Raw genomic sequence first — 16,764 nt, 5'->3', positions numbered from 1 at the left:
CCATGGCGGCGCCGGTCGCCCGCATCGCCGCCGGGACCCGCGCGGAGTGGGCCCGTGCCGGCACGGCGCGTGCGCGCCGGGCGGCCGTCCTGGTCACCGCACCGGTCGGCCTGTGCTTCCTGCCCGCGTTCGTGGCCGTGGGGGTCCTGCCCGTGGTGATCGGGCTCGCGGGCGGAGTGCTGGGAGGAGGTGGCGAGTAGCGGCGCGGCACACCGCATACCGAACGGGCGTGGCACACCCCATAGCGACGGGCGTGGCACACCCCATAGCGACGGGCGCGGCACACCGACTACCGACAGGCGCGGCACGCCACATATCGACAACAGCAGGACATCCGAAGAGCAGGACATCCGACAAGCGAGATACGGCCAAGAGCCGAAGTCCTTACGGGGGTTGACATGTATCAGATGGTGAGGGCGCGGCTGCGCGCCCTGCTGGGCAGGGTCCGCGCGGCGCGCAAGGACGCCGGAATGGTGACGTCCGAATACGCGATGGGCATCGTGGCGGCGGTGGCGTTCGCCGTGGTGCTCTACAAGGTGGTCACGAGTGGCCCGGTCGCCGCGGCGTTGTCGAAGATCGTGAAGCAGGCCCTCGATGGCCGCATGTGAGCGGCGTCGGGACCAGGGGTTCGTGACCGCCGAGGCGGCCGTGGTGCTGCCGGTGCTGGTGCTGTTCGTGACGGCGCTGGTGTGGGCGCTGCTGGTCGTCGCGGCCCAGATCCAGTGCGTCGACGCGGCCCGGATGGGTGCCCGGGCGGCCGCACGTGAGGATCCGCCCGGGAGGGTCGTCGAAGTGGCCCGCGCGGCGGTACCGTCCGGCGCGAAGGTCGCGGTCAGCCGGGAGTCCGGCCACGTTCGGGTGGTCGTGGTGGCCAGGCCGCCGCTGCTGCACGGGCTGCCCTTCGACATCAGGGAGGAGGCCGTGGCGGCCGTGGAGGAAACGGTGGGGAGGAGCCGTGCCGGAGCGTCTGCCGGGTGAACGCCGACGACCCGGCCGGCGGGACGAGCGCGGCGGACCGCAGGCACGGGACGAAGGGCCGCCGGAGGAGCGCGGGGGAGGAAGAGACGGCAGGGCAGCCGCGCGGGATGGGCGCCGGTGGTCGGACCGGGGCTCGGCGACCGTGTGGAGCGTGGGAGGGATCGCCGTGCTGTGCGTGGTGGCCGGTGTGGTCCTCGGCCTCGGGCAGGCCGTCACGGTGCGGCACCGTGCGGCAGGCGGGGCCGATCTCGCGGCCCTGGCCGCGGCCGACCACTGGACGGGCGGCCGTGCCCGGGCCTGCGCCCGGGCGGACCGCGTGGCCCGCGCCCAGGGCACCAGGCTGGTGCGCTGCGTCTTCGACGGTGCCATCGCCGACGTGTCGGTGGCCTCGGGGCGCGGTCCCTTCACGGCGGAGGTCAGGGCGCGGGCGGGGCCGCCTCAGGATCCGGCGGCACCTGATCCCCCGGTGCGCCGAGCGCACCGGCCCGCTCCCCCTCCGCTTCCTCCGCCGGCGCCCTCTCCGCGGCCTGCGGTAGCCCCTGCGGTACCTCCTCCGCCGTCTGCGGTGCCCCCTGCGGCACCCTCTCCGCCGCCTGCGGCCCCGCCTCGTCCCCCGCCTTCGGCGCCTCTGCCAAGAGCACCGTGAGCAGCCGTACCGCACCGCGCTTGTGCAGGGGATCGTTGCCGTTGCCGCACTTGGGGGACTGGATGCAGGACGGGCACCCGGCGTCGCACTCGCAGGACGCGATGGCCTGCCGGGTGGCCGTCAGCCAGGAGCGGGCGGTGTGGAAGGCCCGCTCGGCGAAGCCGGCGCCGCCCGGGTGACCGTCGTAGACGAAGACGGTGGGCAGAAGCGTGTCCGGGTGGAGCGGCACCGAGACACCGCCGATGTCCCAGCGGTCGCACGTCGCGAACAGCGGCAGCATGCCGATCGAGGCGTGCTCCGCCGCGTGCAGGGCACCGCCGAGGATCTCCGGGTTGATCCGGGCCCGGTCCAGCTGGTCCTCGGTGACCGTCCACCACACGGCGCGGGTGCGCAGCGTGCGGGGAGGAAGGTCCAGCTTCGTCTCGCCCAGGACCTCGCCGGTCATGACACGCCGACGCAGGAAGGAGACCACTTGGTTGGTGACCTCGACCGAGCCGAAGCAGAGGCGGCCGTCGCCCCACGGGATCTCGGTGTCGGTCTCCAGGACGGAAATCGACGTCGTGTCCCGGGCGACCGTCGTGTACGGGGGGCTCGCCTGCTCCACCAGGGCGACGGAGTCCTCCAGGTCCAGGGAACGGACCAGATACGTCCGGCCCTGGTGCAGGTGGACCGCGCCCTCGTGCACGGTGGTGTGCGCGGCGCCCGCGTCGACCGTGCCGAGCAGGCGGCCCGTCCCCGCCTCGACGACCTGGACCGGCCGGCCGCCCGCCCCCCGGATGTCGGTCAGGTCGGCTGCCCGCTCCCGGCGGGTCCAGTGCCAGGCCCGGGTCCGGCGGCGGAGCAGTTTCGCGGCCTCCAGCTGCGGCAGGAGTTCCGCCGTGGCCGGTCCGAACAGCTCGACGTCCTCATCGGTCAGGGGCAGTTCCTCCGCCGCCGCGCACAGGTGCGGGGCGAGCACGTAGGGGTTGTCCGGGTCGAGGACCGTGGACTCCACCGGCTGGTCGAACAGGGCCTCCGGATGGTGCACGAGGAAGGTGTCCAGGGGGTCGTCGCGGGCGACCAGCACGGCGAGCGCCCCCTGCCCGGACCGTCCCGCGCGTCCCGCCTGCTGCCACAGGGACGCCCGGGTGCCGGGATAGCCGGCGATCACCACGGCGTCCAGGCCGGAGATGTCGACGCCGAGTTCCAGGGCGTTGGTCGCGGCGAGGCCGAGGAGCTCGCCCGAGTGCAGGGCGCGCTCCAGGGCGCGGCGTTCCTCCGGGAGGTAGCCGCCCCGGTAGGCGGCCACCCGCCGGGTCAGGGAGCGGTCGACCTCGGCGAGGCGCTCCTGGGCGATCACGGAGATCAGCTCGGCGCCCCGCCGGGAGCGCACGAAGGTGACCGAGCGGATGCCCTGCACCGTGAGGTCGGTCAGCAGGTCGGCGGCCTCGGCGGTGGCCGTCCGGCGGACGGGAGCGCCCTTCTCGCCGTGCAGCTCGGTCAGCGGGGGTTCCCAGAGCGCGAACACCAGTTCACCGCGCGGTGAGGCGTCGTCGGCGACTTCGACGACCGGCAGGCCGGTGAGGCGGCGGGCCGCGACCGCGGGTTCGGCGGCGGTCGCCGAGGCGAGCAGGAACACCGGTGCGGCGCCGTAGCGCGCGCACAGGCGGCGCAGCCGGCGCAGTACCTGGGCCACGTGTGATCCGAAGACGCCCCGGTAGGTGTGGCACTCGTCGATGACGACGTACTTCAGCGCCTTCAGGAAGGAGGCCCAGCGGGCGTGGGACGGCAGGATGCTGCGGTGCAGCATGTCCGGGTTGGTCAGGACGTAGTTCGCGTACTGGCGGATCCACTCGCGTTCCTCGAACGGCGTGTCGCCGTCGTGGACCGCGGCACGCACCGAATGGCCCAGCGGATGTGAAAGTTCCTTCACGGCCCGGCACTGGTCGGCGGCGAGGGCCTTCGTGGGCGCCAGGTAGAGGGCGGTCGCGCCGCGCCCGTTCGGGGCCTCCGAGCCGTCCAGCAGGGTCGACAGCACGGGCGTGAGGTAGGCCAGCGACTTGCCGGAAGCCGTGCCGGTGGCGACCACGACCGACTCGCCGTCCAGGGCGTGCTCGGCGGCCCGCGCCTGGTGGGACCAGGGGTGCTCGATGCCCGCCGCCTGCACGGCGGCGACGACCTCGGCGCGGATCCGGTCCGGCCAGACGGCATGGCGACCCTCACGCGGGGGCAAGTGCTCCGTATGAGTAATGCGCGAAGCCCGGCTCGGACCGGACGCGAGCCGGTCCAGGACAGCGTCCGGCGCGGGCCGGGAGGCGGTGTCCGCGAGGGGTCGATCGGATCGGTGATTCTTGGCCATCGGCACCGAGTGTGTCACTGGCGTGACGGACAATGGGGCCAAGGCGTCGTGCACGCCTGCCGGTAAGTGATTGAATGCCATCGCGGCTGGCGAACCGTCCCGGGGGCTGAGCCGAGATGCCCCAAGGGCGACCGCTCGATAGCTAGGTGCTGGAGGATCCGTGGACCTGTCCCTGTCGACCGAGACCATGGGCGATCGCACGATCGTCAGGGTCGGTGGCGAAATCGACGTATATACCGCGCCAAAGCTGCGCGAGCAGCTGGTCGAGCTGGTGAACGACGGCAGTTTCCACCTTGTCGTCGACATGGAAGGTGTGGACTTCCTCGACTCCACCGGGCTCGGCGTGCTGGTCGGCGGCCTGAAGCGTGTGCGTGCCCATGAGGGCTCGCTGCGCCTGGTCTGCAACCAGGAGCGCATTCTCAAGATCTTCCGCATTACCGGCCTCACCAAGGTGTTCCCCATCCACACCTCGGTCGAGGAAGCGGTGGCGGCGACCGACTGACCGTCGTCCCGGGCCCCGTGCCCGGGCGGCAGGAGTGAAGTTCGAGGAGGACCGGGCTCTTCGGCGGCCCGGCCTCTCCACCGCACGCCCGAAGTTGCGAGGGGGATGCATGGCCACCGTTGAGCTCCGCTTCAGCGCGCTGCCCGAGCACGTCAGGACCGCCCGTCTCGTGGCGGCGGCGGTGGCGCGCAGGGCCGGAGTGGACGAGGCCGTCCTCGACGAGGTGCGTCTCGCCGTCGGTGAGGCGTGCTCACGGGCTGTAGGACTGCACCAGAGCGGGGGCGTCACCGCGCCCGTGAAGGTGCTGCTGATCGAGGAGGAGAAGCAGTTCTCCATCGAGGTCGGCGACGAGATCCCCCATGCCGCTCCGGGTGAGCGGGCGTCCGGCGCCGGAGACGGCGACGCGGGCGTGGACGCCGAGGAGGACCAGATGGGCCTCGCGGTCATCAGCGGCCTCGTCGACGACGTCGAGGTCAGCGCCGGGGAGCACGGAGGGTCGATCCGCATGAGGTGGCCCACCACGCCGCCGGCCGCCTACCTCGGCTGACCCCGTCACCCGTACGGGCGACTGTTTTTCTGAAGGGCCCCCTCGTGGGGCCCTTCGGCGTGTGCGGGTGCGGGCAGTCGCGCCTACAGTGGTCCCTGTGCCGTTGATCGCGTGAATTCTTTCACGACCGGCGGCTGATCAGGGTGAATGCAAAAGCGATCTAGAGAATGCCCCAAAGGCATTACCGATTTCGGGTCCCTGGCCGCCCGGCGATCATTTGGTGAAGAGTGCGCACAGGCCATTTACATTTAACGCGCTCTGTTTTGATCAGGTTCCGGTACCTAGAATCCCGTCCACATCTTGAGCTCAGCCCAAGCGTCAAGGAGGACGAATGGCGGGGCTTTCCATCTCACATCAGTCGGGCCAACCCACTTCCCTCGCGGCCGCCGTGCTGACCGACGACAACCGCGTGCTCGTGGTCGTCATCGGCCTCGTGGCCCTGGCGGCACTCGTGGTCGCGGGCGTCCTGGTGCGCCAGGTACTCGCGGCCGGCGAGGGCACCGACAGCATGAAGAAGATCGCGGCAGCGGTCCAGGAGGGCGCCAACGCCTATCTGGGCCGGCAACTGCGCACGCTCGGCGTATTCGCCGTCGTCGTGTTCTTCCTGCTCATGCTGCTGCCCGCGGACGACTGGAATCAGCGTGCCGGTCGATCGGTGTTCTTCTTGATCGGAGCGGCGTTCTCGGCGGCCACCGGATACATCGGCATGTGGCTCGCCGTGCGCAGCAATGTGCGGGTCGCAGCGGCGGCCCGCGAGGCGACACCGGCGGCGGGCGAGCCGGAAAAGGATCTCACCGCCGTCTCCCACAAAGCGATGAAGATCGCTTTCCGTACGGGTGGCGTCGTCGGCATGTTCACCGTCGGACTCGGCCTGCTGGGCGCGTCCTGCGTGGTGCTGGTGTACGCGGCCGACGCGCCGAAGGTGCTCGAGGGGTTCGGCCTCGGGGCCGCCCTCATCGCCATGTTCATGCGGGTGGGCGGTGGCATCTTCACCAAGGCCGCCGACGTCGGCGCCGACCTGGTCGGCAAGGTCGAGCAGGGCATTCCGGAGGACGATCCGCGCAATGCCGCGACCATCGCCGACAACGTGGGCGACAACGTCGGCGACTGCGCGGGCATGGCGGCCGACCTCTTCGAGTCCTACGCCGTCACCCTCGTCGCCGCGCTGATCCTCGGCTCGGCCGCGTTCGGAGACGCCGGGCTCGCCTTCCCCCTCATGGTGCCGGCGATCGGCGTGCTCACCGCGATGATCGGCGTGTTCGCGGTGGCTCCCCGGCGCTCTGACCGCAGCGGCATGAGCGCGATCAACCGCGGGTTCTTCATCTCCGCGGTGATCTCCCTCGTCCTCGTCGCGGTGGCGGTGTTCACCTACCTCCCGTCGTCCTACGCCGAACTCGACGGCGTCACCGACGCCGCGATCCAGGCCAAGGACGGCGATCCGCGGGTGCTCGCCCTGGTCGCGGTGGCGATCGGCATCGTGCTCGCCGCGCTGATCCAGCAGCTCACCGGGTACTTCACGGAGACCACCCGGCGGCCCGTGCGGGACATCGGCAAGACCTCGCTCACCGGTCCGGCCACCGTCGTGCTCGCCGGCATCTCCCTCGGCCTGGAGTCCGCCGTCTACACCGGTCTGCTGATCGGTCTGGGCGTGTACGGGGCGTTCCTGCTGGGCGGCACGTCGATCATGCTGGCGCTGTTCGCGGTGGCGCTGGCCGGCACCGGCCTGCTCACCACGGTCGGTGTGATCGTCGCGATGGACACCTTCGGTCCGGTCTCGGACAACGCCCAGGGCATCGCCGAGATGTCCGGCGACGTCGAGGGCGCGGGCGCCCAGGTCCTCACCGACCTGGACGCGGTCGGCAACACCACCAAGGCCATCACCAAGGGCATCGCCATCGCCACGGCGGTGCTCGCGGCGGCGGCGCTGTTCGGCTCGTACCGGGACGCCATCACCACCGGCGCGCGGGACGTGGGCGAGAGACTCAGCGGCGAGGGCGCGCCCATGACGCTGATGATGGACATCTCGCAGCCCAATAACCTCGTCGGCCTGATCGTGGGCGCGGCCGTCGTCTTCCTCTTCTCCGGACTGGCGATCAACGCGGTGTCCCGGTCGGCGGGTTCGGTGGTCTTCGAGGTGCGGCGGCAGTTCCGCGAGAAGCCCGGGATCATGGACTACAGCGAGAAACCGGAGTACGGCAGGGTCGTCGACATCTGCACCAAGGACGCCCTGCGGGAACTCGCCACGCCCGGGCTGCTCGCCGTGATGGCACCCATCCTCGTCGGGTTCACCCTCGGCGTGGGGGCGCTCGGGGCCTTCCTCGCCGGCGCCATCGGCACGGGCACCCTGATGGCGGTGTTCCTCGCCAACTCCGGTGGCGCGTGGGACAACGCGAAGAAACTCGTCGAGGACGGCCACCACGGCGGCAAGGGCAGCGAGGCGCACGAGGCCACGGTCATCGGCGACACCGTCGGCGACCCGTTCAAGGACACCGCGGGTCCGGCGATCAACCCCCTGCTGAAGGTGATGAACCTCGTCGCGCTGCTCATCGCGCCCGCGGTCATCAAGTTCTCCTACGGCGCCGACCGGAGCGTCGGCGTACGGGTGTTGATCGCGGTCCTCGCGGGGGCCGTGATCGTCGGCGCGGTCTACGTGTCGAAGCGGCGCGGTATCGCCGTGGGCGACGGCGACGGTTCCGAACCGGAGCCCAAGTCGGCGGATCCCGCGGTGGTTTCGTAGGGCCCGGGTCGGTCGGTCCTGCCGCTGTCCCGCCGGGGCCGCGGCCGGGTCTCGGCTCAAGGTGCGGGCGGGCGGCGTGCGTTGGCGCGCCGCCCGCCCGTGCCGTGCGCGGCGCGCCCGGTTCGTGAGCCTTCTCTCGCTTGGTGCAAACGGCTTCAAAAGTGTCGTATCGGATGTTCGTCGGGTGGGTGTCGTGCCTATGGCGTGTATGTTCCGGGGCCGAGAGCCATGGAAGGGACCAAACCGGTGAACAAGAAGCTCGCGGCCGCACTGTCCGGCGGTGCGGTACTGGTACTGGCGCTGACGGGATGCAGCAGCGACGACGGCAACGAGAAGCTGGACGCCTGGGCGAAGGAGGTCTGCGACGCCGTGCAGCCGCAGGCCAAGAAGATCGAGGCCGCCAACGCCGCGATCCAGAAGGAGACCTCGGACAACAGCACGCCGGAAGAGGTCCAGAAGACCGACTCCAAGGCGTTCCAGGACATGTCCGCCGCCTACAAGGCCATCGGCGCCGCAGTGAACAAGGCCGGGGCGCCCGACGTCGAGAACGGCGAGAAGAAGCAGCAGGACGCGGTCAAGGAGCTCAACGGCATCTCCACCTCCTACAGCGACCTGAAGAAGCAGGTCGACGGCCTGGACACCGACGACCAGGCGAAGTTCGCCGACGGTCTGAAGGACATCGCCACCGAGCTGGACAAGCTCAGCAAGAGCGGCAACGACGCCCTGAGGACGCTGGAGGAGGGCGAGGTCGGCGAGGCCATGTCCCGCCAGGCCAGCTGCAAGACGGCCACCGCCCCGGCGAGCGGGAGCTGACCCGCACCGCGCGCCCCGTCGTGGCGCGCGGGGGCAGGGCGGCGGTGACATGACGGGGGCGGCGGCCACAATGGGGGCGTGAGTAACGCCGGCCTGCCGCCCCTGCCCTCGTCCGACCGACCCGACGCCGCCGCGCGGCTGCGGGACGCCCTTCTCGGCGCCTCCTTCACCGCGGACGGCCTGCTCGACCTGCTCGGCGCCCCCGCGTACGCCGCGCTGGCCCGCAGCGAGACCGTGCCCGCGCTCCGGGCGACCCGCGGGGACACGCCGTTGGAGACGCTCGTCCGGCTGTTCCTGCTCCAGCGGACCGTGCCGCACACGCGCGCGGCAGCGGTGCTGCCCGTCGACGTGTGCCTGGAGAGCGGCTGGCTGCGGCGCACGGACGCCGGTGAGGTCGCCGCGACCGTGGACGTCCGGCCGTACGGCGGACCGGACGGCGAGGACTGGTTCATCGTGTCCGACCTGGGGTGCGCGGTCGGCGGCGCCGGCGGCATCGGCAGCACCGCCGAGGGAGTCGTCCTCGGCGTCGGCGGGGCGTCGACGACACTGGCCGGCATCACCGTCCGGACGCCCGTCGCCTCCGCCCTCGACATCGGTACCGGGTCCGGCATCCAGGCGCTGCACACGGCCCGGCACGCCACGCGCGTGACGGCCACCGACGTCAACCCGCGCGCGCTGCACATCACCGCCCTCACCCTGGCCCTGTCCGGGGCGCCCGCCGCCGATCTGCGCGAGGGCTCGCTGTTCACCCCGGTCCGCGACGACGAGACGTACGACCTGATCGTCTCCAACCCGCCGTTCGTGATCTCTCCGGGCGCCCGGCTGACCTACCGGGACGGCGGGATGGGCGGGGACGATCTGTGCCGCACGCTCGTTCAACAGGCGGGGGAACGGCTGAACGAGGGCGGGTTCGCGCAGTTCCTCGCCAACTGGCAGCACGTCGAGGGGGAGGACTGGCAGGACCGGCTCAGGTCATGGGTGCCCCGCGGGTGCGACGCCTGGATCGCGCAGCGCGAGGTGCAGGACGTCACCCAGTACGCGGAGCTGTGGCTGCGGGACGCGGGCGACCACCGGGGCGACACGGCGGAGTACCGGGCGCGGTACGACGCGTGGCTGGACGAGTTCGAGGCGCGCAAGGTGAAGGCCGTCGGCTTCGGCTGGATCACCCTGCGCAGGTCGGGTTCCGCGGTGCCCTCGGTCACGGTGGAGGAGTGGCCGCACCCGGTGGAACAACCGCTCGGGGACACGGTCCGGGCCCATTTCGACCGGCTCGACTACCTGCGCTCGCACGACGACGCGGCGCTGCTCGAGGCCCGCTTCCGGCTGGCCGACGAGGTGGTGCAGGAGCAGGTGGGCCTGCCGGGCGCCGAGGACCCGGAGCATGTCGTGCTGCGCCAGAACCGCGGGATGCGCCGCGCCACCCGGGTGGACACGATCGGCGCGGGCTTCGCCGGCGTCTGCGACGGCAGCATGAGCGCGGGCCGCATCCTGGACGCCATCGCGCAGCTCCTGGGCGAGGACCCGGTCGTCCTCAGGGACCGCACCCCGGCCCAGATCCGGCTCCTGGTGGAACAGGGGTTCCTGGAGCCGGTGGGCTAGGCCGGCGGGCGGCCCCCTCGGGCCTGATCCCCGTGGTCTCTGTGCTCCCCGGGGCCGGCGAGGCCCGTGGGCTCCCTGGGATCGCCGTAGGCCGGCGAGGCCCGGGGGCGCGCGAGGCGCGTGGGCTCCCTGGGATCGCTGTGGGCCGGCGAGGCGCGTGGGATCGCTGTGGGGAGCGGCACAGTGGTCGTCCTCTTTTTCTGGACGACCGATCGAATTCCGCCCCCGGGCCCGTCGGAGTTCCCTCCCCTCGGTCCGTCGTTCACCCCGGGTTCGCCTGCCCGCCGCCCGTGCGTGTCAGCCTCCTCGCGGGGCCGGCATCGGCGGCCGCGGACGAGGGACTCGGGGAATCATGGAGAGCGGACCGGCGATCTTCGCGGGACTGGTGTTCTGCCTGTTCGGAGCCGCGCTGCTGGTGTGGACGGCGACCCGCGCCCGGCAGCACCGGCCGGTGGCCGAGGGGGCGAGTCCGCTCGCGTCGGTGCCCGTCGCCGGCCTGGTCGCGGTGGTCTGCCTGGCCCTCGGCACGTGGTGTCTCACCCGCCTCTGAGAGCCGGAATCAGCCGCGGCCCGGAGTAACCGGTAGGTTGCGCTCCGCATATGGCCGGGCGGCCTCTCGACGGTCCGGGCGGCAGGAACGGTGGTAGTCGGGTTACCGTTCGAGTGGCCGTTGCGGGCTTTTCCCGTTTGACACGGGGGCGGGATGTACCGTCACACTCCGCAGCGTCACCATGACCAGAAACCCCGGGAGACCGCCTGGGGGAGGCTGAGCGTCGACCGGAGAGAAGAGCGAAGTTGTCCCCGACCAGCGAGACCGCGAACGGCGGCCGCCGACTCGTCATCGTCGAGTCGCCTGCCAAGGCGAAGACGATCAAGAGCTATCTCGGCCCTGGCTACACCGTCGAGGCGAGCGTCGGGCACATCCGCGACCTTCCCAACGGCGCTGCCGAGGTGCCCGAGAAGTACACCGGTGAGGTGCGCCGCCTCGGTGTGGACGTCGAACACGACTTCCAGCCGATCTATGTGGTCAACGCGGACAAGCGTGCGCAGGTCAAGAAGCTGAAGGACCTGCTGAAGGAGTCCGACGAGCTCTTCCTCGCCACCGATGAGGACCGCGAGGGCGAGGCCATCGCCTGGCACCTGCAGGAAGTGCTCAAGCCGAAGATCCCGGTCAAGCGCATGGTGTTCCACGAGATCACCAAGGACGCGATCCGGGCCGCCGTCGCCAACCCGCGCCAGCTGAACCAGCGCCTGGTCGACGCGCAGGAGACCCGCCGCATCCTCGACCGCCTGTACGGCTACGAGGTGTCGCCGGTCCTGTGGAAGAAGGTCATGCCCCGGCTGTCCGCCGGCCGTGTGCAGTCCGTCGCCACCCGGCTCGTGGTGGAGCGGGAGCGCGAGCGCATCGCGTTCCGTTCCGCCGAGTACTGGGACCTGACGGGCACCTTCTCGACGGGCCGCGCGGGAGACGCCTCCGACCCGTCCTCCCTGGTCGCGCGGTTGCAGAGCGTCGACGGCAGGCGCGTGGCGCAGGGCCGTGACTTCGACTCGCTGGGACAGCTCAAGAACGGCAACACCCTCCACCTCGACGAGGCGAACGCCCGCGCGCTGGCCGCCGCCCTGGAGAACACGCGGTTCGCCGTGCGCTCCGTGGAGTCCAAGCCGTACCGCCGCTCGCCGTACGCCCCGTTCCGTACGACGACGCTGCAGCAGGAGGCGAGCCGCAAGCTGGGCTTCGGCGCGAAGGCCACCATGCAGATCGCGCAGAAGCTGTACGAGAACGGCTACATCACCTACATGCGTACGGACTCGACGACGCTGAGCGAGACGGCGGTCGCCGCCGCCCGCGCCCAGGTCACGCAGCTGTACGGTGCCGACTACCTGCCCCCGCAGCCGCGCACCTACGCGGGCAAGGTCAAGAACGCGCAGGAGGCGCACGAGGCGATCCGCCCGTCGGGCGACCGTTTCCGTACGCCCGCCGAGACCGGGCTGACCGGTGACCAGTTCCGGCTGTACGAGCTGATCTGGAAGCGGACCGTCGCCTCGCAGATGAAGGACGCGACGGGCAACTCCGTCACCGTCAAGATCGGCGGCACGGCGGCCGACGGCCGGGACGCCGAGTTCAGCGCGTCCGGCAAGACGATCACGTTCCACGGCTTCCTCAAGGCGTACGTCGAGGGCGCGGACGACCCGAACGCCGAGCTGGACGACCGCGAGCGCCGTCTGCCCCAGGTGAGCGAGGGCGACGCCCTCTCCGCCGAGGAGATCACGGTCGACGGCCACGCCACCAAGCCTCCGGCCCGCTACACCGAGGCGTCGCTGGTCAAGGAGCTGGAGGAGCGGGAGATCGGCCGCCCGTCGACGTACGCGTCGATCATCGGCACGATCCTCGACCGCGGCTACGTGTTCAAGAAGGGCACGGCGCTCGTGCCGTCCTTCCTGTCCTTCGCCGTCGTCAACCTGCTGGAGAAGCACTTCGGCCGGCTCGTCGACTACGACTTCACCGCCCGGATGGAGGACGACCTCGACCGCATCGCCCGCGGTGAGGCGCAGGCCGTGCCGTGGCTGAAGCGGTTCTACTTCGGTGAGGGCAGCGGCGAGGGCGGTGCCGCCGACGCCGGCAACGGCGACGGCGACCACCTCGGCGGCCTCAAGGAACTGGTGACCGACCTGGGCGCGATCGACGCCCGCGAGGTGTCCTCGTTCCCGGTGGGCAACGGCATCGTGCTCCGGGTCGGACGCTACGGCCCGTACATCGAGCGCGGGGAGAAGGACAGCGAGCAGCACCAGCGCGCCGACATCCCGGCCGACCTGGCGCCCGACGAGCTGACCGTCGAGTTCGCCGAGGAACTGCTCGCCAAGCCGAGCGGCGACTTCGAGCTGGGCACCGACCCGGCGACCGGTCACACCATCGTCGCCAAGGACGGCCGCTACGGCCCGTACGTCACGGAGGTCCTCCCCGAGGGCACCCCGAAGACGGGCAAGAACGCCGTCAAGCCGCGTACGGCGTCGCTCTTCAAGTCGATGTCGCTGGACACGGTGACCCTCGACGACGCCCTGAAGCTGATGTCGCTTCCGCGCGTGGTCGGCACGGACCCCGAGGGCCAGGAGATCACGGCGCAGAACGGCCGCTACGGGCCCTACCTGAAGAAGGGCACGGACTCCCGGTCGCTCCAGTCCGAGGAGCAGCTGTTCACGATCACGCTGGAGGAGGCGCTGGCGATCTACGCCCAGCCCAAGCAGCGTGGCCGGGCGGCCGCCAAGCCGCCGCTGAAGGAACTGGGCACCGACCCCGTCAGCGAGAAGCCGGTCGTGGTCAAGGACGGCCGTTTCGGCCCGTACGTCACCGACGGGGAGACCAACGCGACCCTGCGCTCCGGCGACAGCGTCGAGGAGATCACCCCCGAGCGCGGCTTCGAACTGCTCGCCGAGAAGCGGGCCAAGGGCCCCGCCAAGAAGGCGGCGAAGAAGACCACGAAGAAGACGGCGGCCAAGAAGGCGCCGGCGAAGAAGGCGACGGCCGCCAAGAAGACCGCGGCGAAGAAGACCACCGCCGCCGCCAAGAAGACGACCGCGAAGAAGACGGCCGCCAAGACGGCAGCCAAGACTGCAGCCAAGACTGCGACGGAGAAGACGACGACGGAGGACTGAGCGAGGGACCCGGCCGGGCCGCCCTCCACCGCGGGAGGGTTCCGGCTCCCGGGACCCGGTTCCGCTTGGCGCCCGCTCGACGCCCTCCCGCGCCCGCTCGACGCCCTCCCGCGCCCGCTCGACGCCCTCCCGCGCCCGCTCGACGCCCTCCCGCGCCCGCTCGACGCCCTCCCGCGTGGGGCGATTCCTCGCTTTCGGCGGCCCGCCCGGCGCCCTGCTGCACGGAGGGCGCCGCTCCGCGTGGTTCGGAATGCGAACGCTCCGGCAACACTTCGGTGTCGGGGCGTGCGCATGTCATGAGGGCCGTCCGGGCTGTGGGTGCGGGCCGATAGGCTGAACGCATGACGCGAGCCGAGCAGCCCACGGCCCCTCAACCGGCCCCCGACGACGCACTGGTCGCGGACTCCCGCGAGCGCGCCGTCCGTGCCCTGCTGCGCCGACCGCAGCTGAAGCGCCTCTGGAGCGCACAACTCGTGGGCGGTGTCGGCGACACCCTCGCCCTGCTGGTGCTGGTCCTCCTGGCCCTCCAAGCGGCCATCGCCCAGGGCTCCTTCGGGGGTGGCTACCGGGGCGTGGCGTTCGCAGTGGCGACCGTTTTCGGCGTGCGGATCCTCGCCACCCTGCTGTTCGGCGCCGTCCTCCTCGGCCCGCTGACCTCGCTCACCTCGCCGGACGGACCGCTGGACCGCCGGTGGACCATGGTCGGCGCGGACGGGGTGCGGGCCCTGCTGCTCATCGTCGCGCCCCTGTGGATCGACTGGACGCCCGACGAAGCGCTGGCCGCCCTCCTCGTCACCGTCTTCGTGACCGGTGTCGCCGAGCGGTTCTGGACCGTGTGCCGGGAGAGCGCGGCGCCCGCGCTGCTGCCCGCCCCGCCGCCGGAGGGCGCGACCATACGTCCGCTGCCCGACCACCTGGACGCCCTGCGCCGCCTCTCGCTGCGCACCGGCTTCGTCGCCGTCCCGCTCGCGGCGGTCGCGCTCGTCGTCGCCGGCCTGTTCAACAACCTGCTGGGCACCGGCATCGCCTGGTTCGACGCCCACCAGGCGGCCCTCGCGTCCTATGTCGCGGCCGGGCTGTTCGCCGCCTCGCTGTCCGTCCTGACGTTCCTGGAGCTGCCCGGGACGCGCACCCCGCGCGCGCGGTCGCCGCTGGAGGGACTGCGCCGCCCGAAGAGCGCCGCCGGCTCCGAGAAGGGCCGCACGGGCGCGATGCCGCTGCTGGTGTTCGCGTCCGCGTCCGTCGCCGCGGCCGTCTCCGCCGCCGTCGCCGTGGCCGTGCTGCACGCCACCGACCTGGACGGCGGCCCCGTCCTCTACGGGCTGATGGTGGGCGCGCTGACCGGCGGTGTCGTCGTCGGCATCCGTACGGCGCCGTCCCTGCTGCCGTCGCTGTCCCGCCGCCGGCTGCTCGCCCTGGCGCTCGCCTTCACCGGCGTGGCCCTGCTGGCCGCCGGACTGGTGCCGGACGTCACGAGCGTGCTGCTGATCCTCGCCCTGGCCGGTGTCGGCGCGGGCACGGCGGCCAACGTCGGGCACACCCTGCTCGACCAGGAGACCGAGGACCAGCGCCGGGCCCGCACGACGGAACACCTGCACGCGGTCGTCCGGGTCTTCGTGGCCCTCGGCGCGCTGATCGCCCCGCTGGTCGCCGCCCTCATCGGCCCGCACCGGCTGGAGAACGGCCGGTTCGTCTTCGCCCACGGCGGAGCCGCGTTCACGCTGATGCTGGTGGGCGCCCTGCTGCTGCCGGTGGCGGCCCTGGTCCTCGCCAAGGTCGACGACCGCTCCGGCGTACCGCTGCGCCAGGACCTGCGCGACGCCCTGCTCGGCGGCGACGACCCCGGTCCGACGCCCGCCACGACCGGCTTCTTCATCGCCCTGGAGGGCGGCGACGGGGCAGGCAAGTCCACGCAGGCCGAAGCGCTCGCCGAGTGGATCCGGGGCAAGGGCCACGAGGTCGTCCTCACCCGGGAACCCGGTGCGACACCGGTCGGCAAGCGGCTGCGGTCGATCCTGCTCGACGTCTCCAGCGCCGGACTCTCCCACCGCGCGGAGGCCCTGCTGTACGCGGCGGACCGCGCGGAGCACATCGACACCGTCGTACGGCCCGCCCTGGAGCGCGGCGCGGTCGTCATCTCCGACCGCTACATCGACTCGTCGGTCGCCTACCAGGGCGCCGGCCGGGACCTGTCCCCGACCGAGATCGCCCGCATCAACCGCTGGGCGACGGACGGGCTGGTTCCCCACCTGACGGTGCTGCTGGACGTGGCGCCGGAAACCGCGCGTGAGCGGTTCACGGAGGCCCCGGACCGGCTGGAGTCGGAGCCCGCCGAGTTCCACGCACGCGTGCGGGCCGGTTTCCTCACCCTGGCCGCGGCCGACCCCGGCCGCTACCTGGTGGTCGACGCCGGCCAGGAGCCGGAGGCCGTCACCACCGTGGTCCGGCATCGGCTGGACCAGGTGCTGCCGCTGTCCGAGGCCGAGATCCAGGCCCGCGAGGAGGCCCGCCGCAAGGCCGAGGAGGAAGCCCGCCGCAAGGCGGAGGAAGAGGCGGCGCGCAAGGCCGAGGAGGAGCGACTGGAGCGTGAGCGCCAGGAGCAGCTCGCGCGCCTGCGTGCCGAGGAGGAGGAGCGCAAGCGGCGCGAGCTCGAGGAGGCCCAGCGGCGCGAGGCGGAACGGCAGGCGGAGGAGGCCCGGCAGCGCGCCGAGGAAGCCGCCCGCCGCGCCGAGGAGGAGCGGCAGCGGCTCCTCGCGGAGGAGAAGGCACGCGCCGAGGAGGAGGCCCGCCGCAAGGCGGAGGAGGACCGCCGCCGCAAGCAGGCCGAGGAGGAGGCCCGGCTGCGGGCCGAGGCCGAGGCGCTCCGCCTGGAGAAGCAGCGCAAGGCCGAGGAGGCGCTGCGCCGCGCCGAGGAGGCCCGGCGGCTCGCGGAGCAGGCGGCCGCCGCGGCGGA

Annotated in this window: 11 protein-coding genes and 2 pseudogenes; 12 read left to right on the top strand and 1 reads right to left on the bottom strand. The window is 72.1% G+C overall.

The features are described 5' to 3' along the window. From G3I53_RS10475 to G3I53_RS10460, 4 genes and pseudogenes are all read left to right on the top strand, one after another. A pseudogene (locus G3I53_RS10475) lies at positions 1–200 on the top strand (hypothetical protein); the annotation flags it as partial. A 198-nt stretch (positions 201–398) separates the two neighbouring features. Further along, complete coding sequence (locus G3I53_RS10470; protein WP_164335059.1) at positions 399–608, top strand: DUF4244 domain-containing protein; 210 nt, start codon at positions 399–401, stop codon at positions 606–608. Then, positions 595–978: a TadE family type IV pilus minor pilin gene (locus G3I53_RS10465; protein ID WP_164335061.1), complete on the top strand. Its 384-nt coding sequence runs from the start codon at positions 595–597 to the stop codon at positions 976–978. Before G3I53_RS10470 ends, G3I53_RS10465 begins: the two co-directional genes overlap by 14 nt. 142 nt (positions 979–1,120) lie before the next feature. Then, positions 1,121–1,414 (top strand): annotated as a pseudogene (locus G3I53_RS10460) (Rv3654c family TadE-like protein); the annotation flags it as partial. Here G3I53_RS10460 and G3I53_RS10455 read toward each other — a convergent pair. Next, entirely contained in the window at positions 1,395–4,043 is a 2,649-nt protein-coding gene (locus G3I53_RS10455) for a DEAD/DEAH box helicase (protein ID WP_239063746.1), read from the bottom strand. The pseudogene G3I53_RS10460 and the gene G3I53_RS10455 overlap by 20 nt on opposite strands. A 79-nt stretch (positions 4,044–4,122) precedes the next feature. On the opposite strand from G3I53_RS10455, the gene bldG reads away from it, so the two are divergent. The 8 genes from bldG to tmk form a co-directional block, all read left to right on the top strand. Then, positions 4,123–4,464: an anti-sigma factor antagonist BldG gene (gene bldG, locus G3I53_RS10450; protein WP_003991900.1), complete on the top strand. Its 342-nt coding sequence runs from the start codon at positions 4,123–4,125 to the stop codon at positions 4,462–4,464. Between the two features lie 109 nt (positions 4,465–4,573). After that, the gene (locus G3I53_RS10445; RefSeq protein WP_164333973.1) at positions 4,574–5,011 is read left to right on the top strand and encodes an ATP-binding protein; all 438 of its coding nucleotides are present in this window, start codon (positions 4,574–4,576) and stop codon (positions 5,009–5,011) included. Between the two features lie 331 nt (positions 5,012–5,342). Further along, the gene (locus G3I53_RS10440; protein ID WP_164333972.1) at positions 5,343–7,748 is read left to right on the top strand and encodes a sodium-translocating pyrophosphatase; all 2,406 of its coding nucleotides are present in this window, start codon (positions 5,343–5,345) and stop codon (positions 7,746–7,748) included. A gap of 228 nt (positions 7,749–7,976) precedes the next feature. Then, a complete protein-coding gene (locus tag G3I53_RS10435) occupies positions 7,977–8,561 on the top strand; it encodes a small secreted protein (protein WP_164333971.1) in 585 nt (194 codons plus the stop codon). Positions 8,562–8,639: 78 nt separating this feature from the next. Then, positions 8,640–10,160 carry a methyltransferase gene (locus tag G3I53_RS10430; RefSeq protein ID WP_164333970.1) on the top strand — a complete coding sequence of 507 codons (1,521 nt, stop codon included), beginning with the start codon at positions 8,640–8,642 and terminating at the stop codon, positions 10,158–10,160. Between the two features lie 352 nt (positions 10,161–10,512). Beyond that, on the top strand, positions 10,513–10,710 hold the full coding sequence (locus tag G3I53_RS10425; protein WP_164333969.1) for a hypothetical protein: 198 nt from the start codon (positions 10,513–10,515) through the stop codon (positions 10,708–10,710). 245 nt (positions 10,711–10,955) lie between these two features. Then, positions 10,956–13,811 (top strand): type I DNA topoisomerase, encoded by a 2,856-nt coding sequence (gene topA / locus G3I53_RS10420; protein ID WP_164333968.1) that lies wholly within the window; start codon positions 10,956–10,958, stop codon positions 13,809–13,811. A 341-nt stretch (positions 13,812–14,152) separates the two neighbouring features. Then, positions 14,153–16,764, top strand: a 2,612-nt coding sequence (gene tmk, locus G3I53_RS10415; RefSeq protein WP_164438264.1) for a dTMP kinase, incomplete at its 3' end; no start/stop codon positions are given.

It is taken from the genome of Streptomyces sp. SID14436, from assembly GCF_010548465.1.
Lineage (GTDB): Bacteria > Actinomycetota > Actinomycetes > Streptomycetales > Streptomycetaceae > Streptomyces.
The sequence above is the reverse complement of the archived record's forward strand: the minus strand, read 5'-3'. Positions and strand labels throughout refer to the sequence as shown.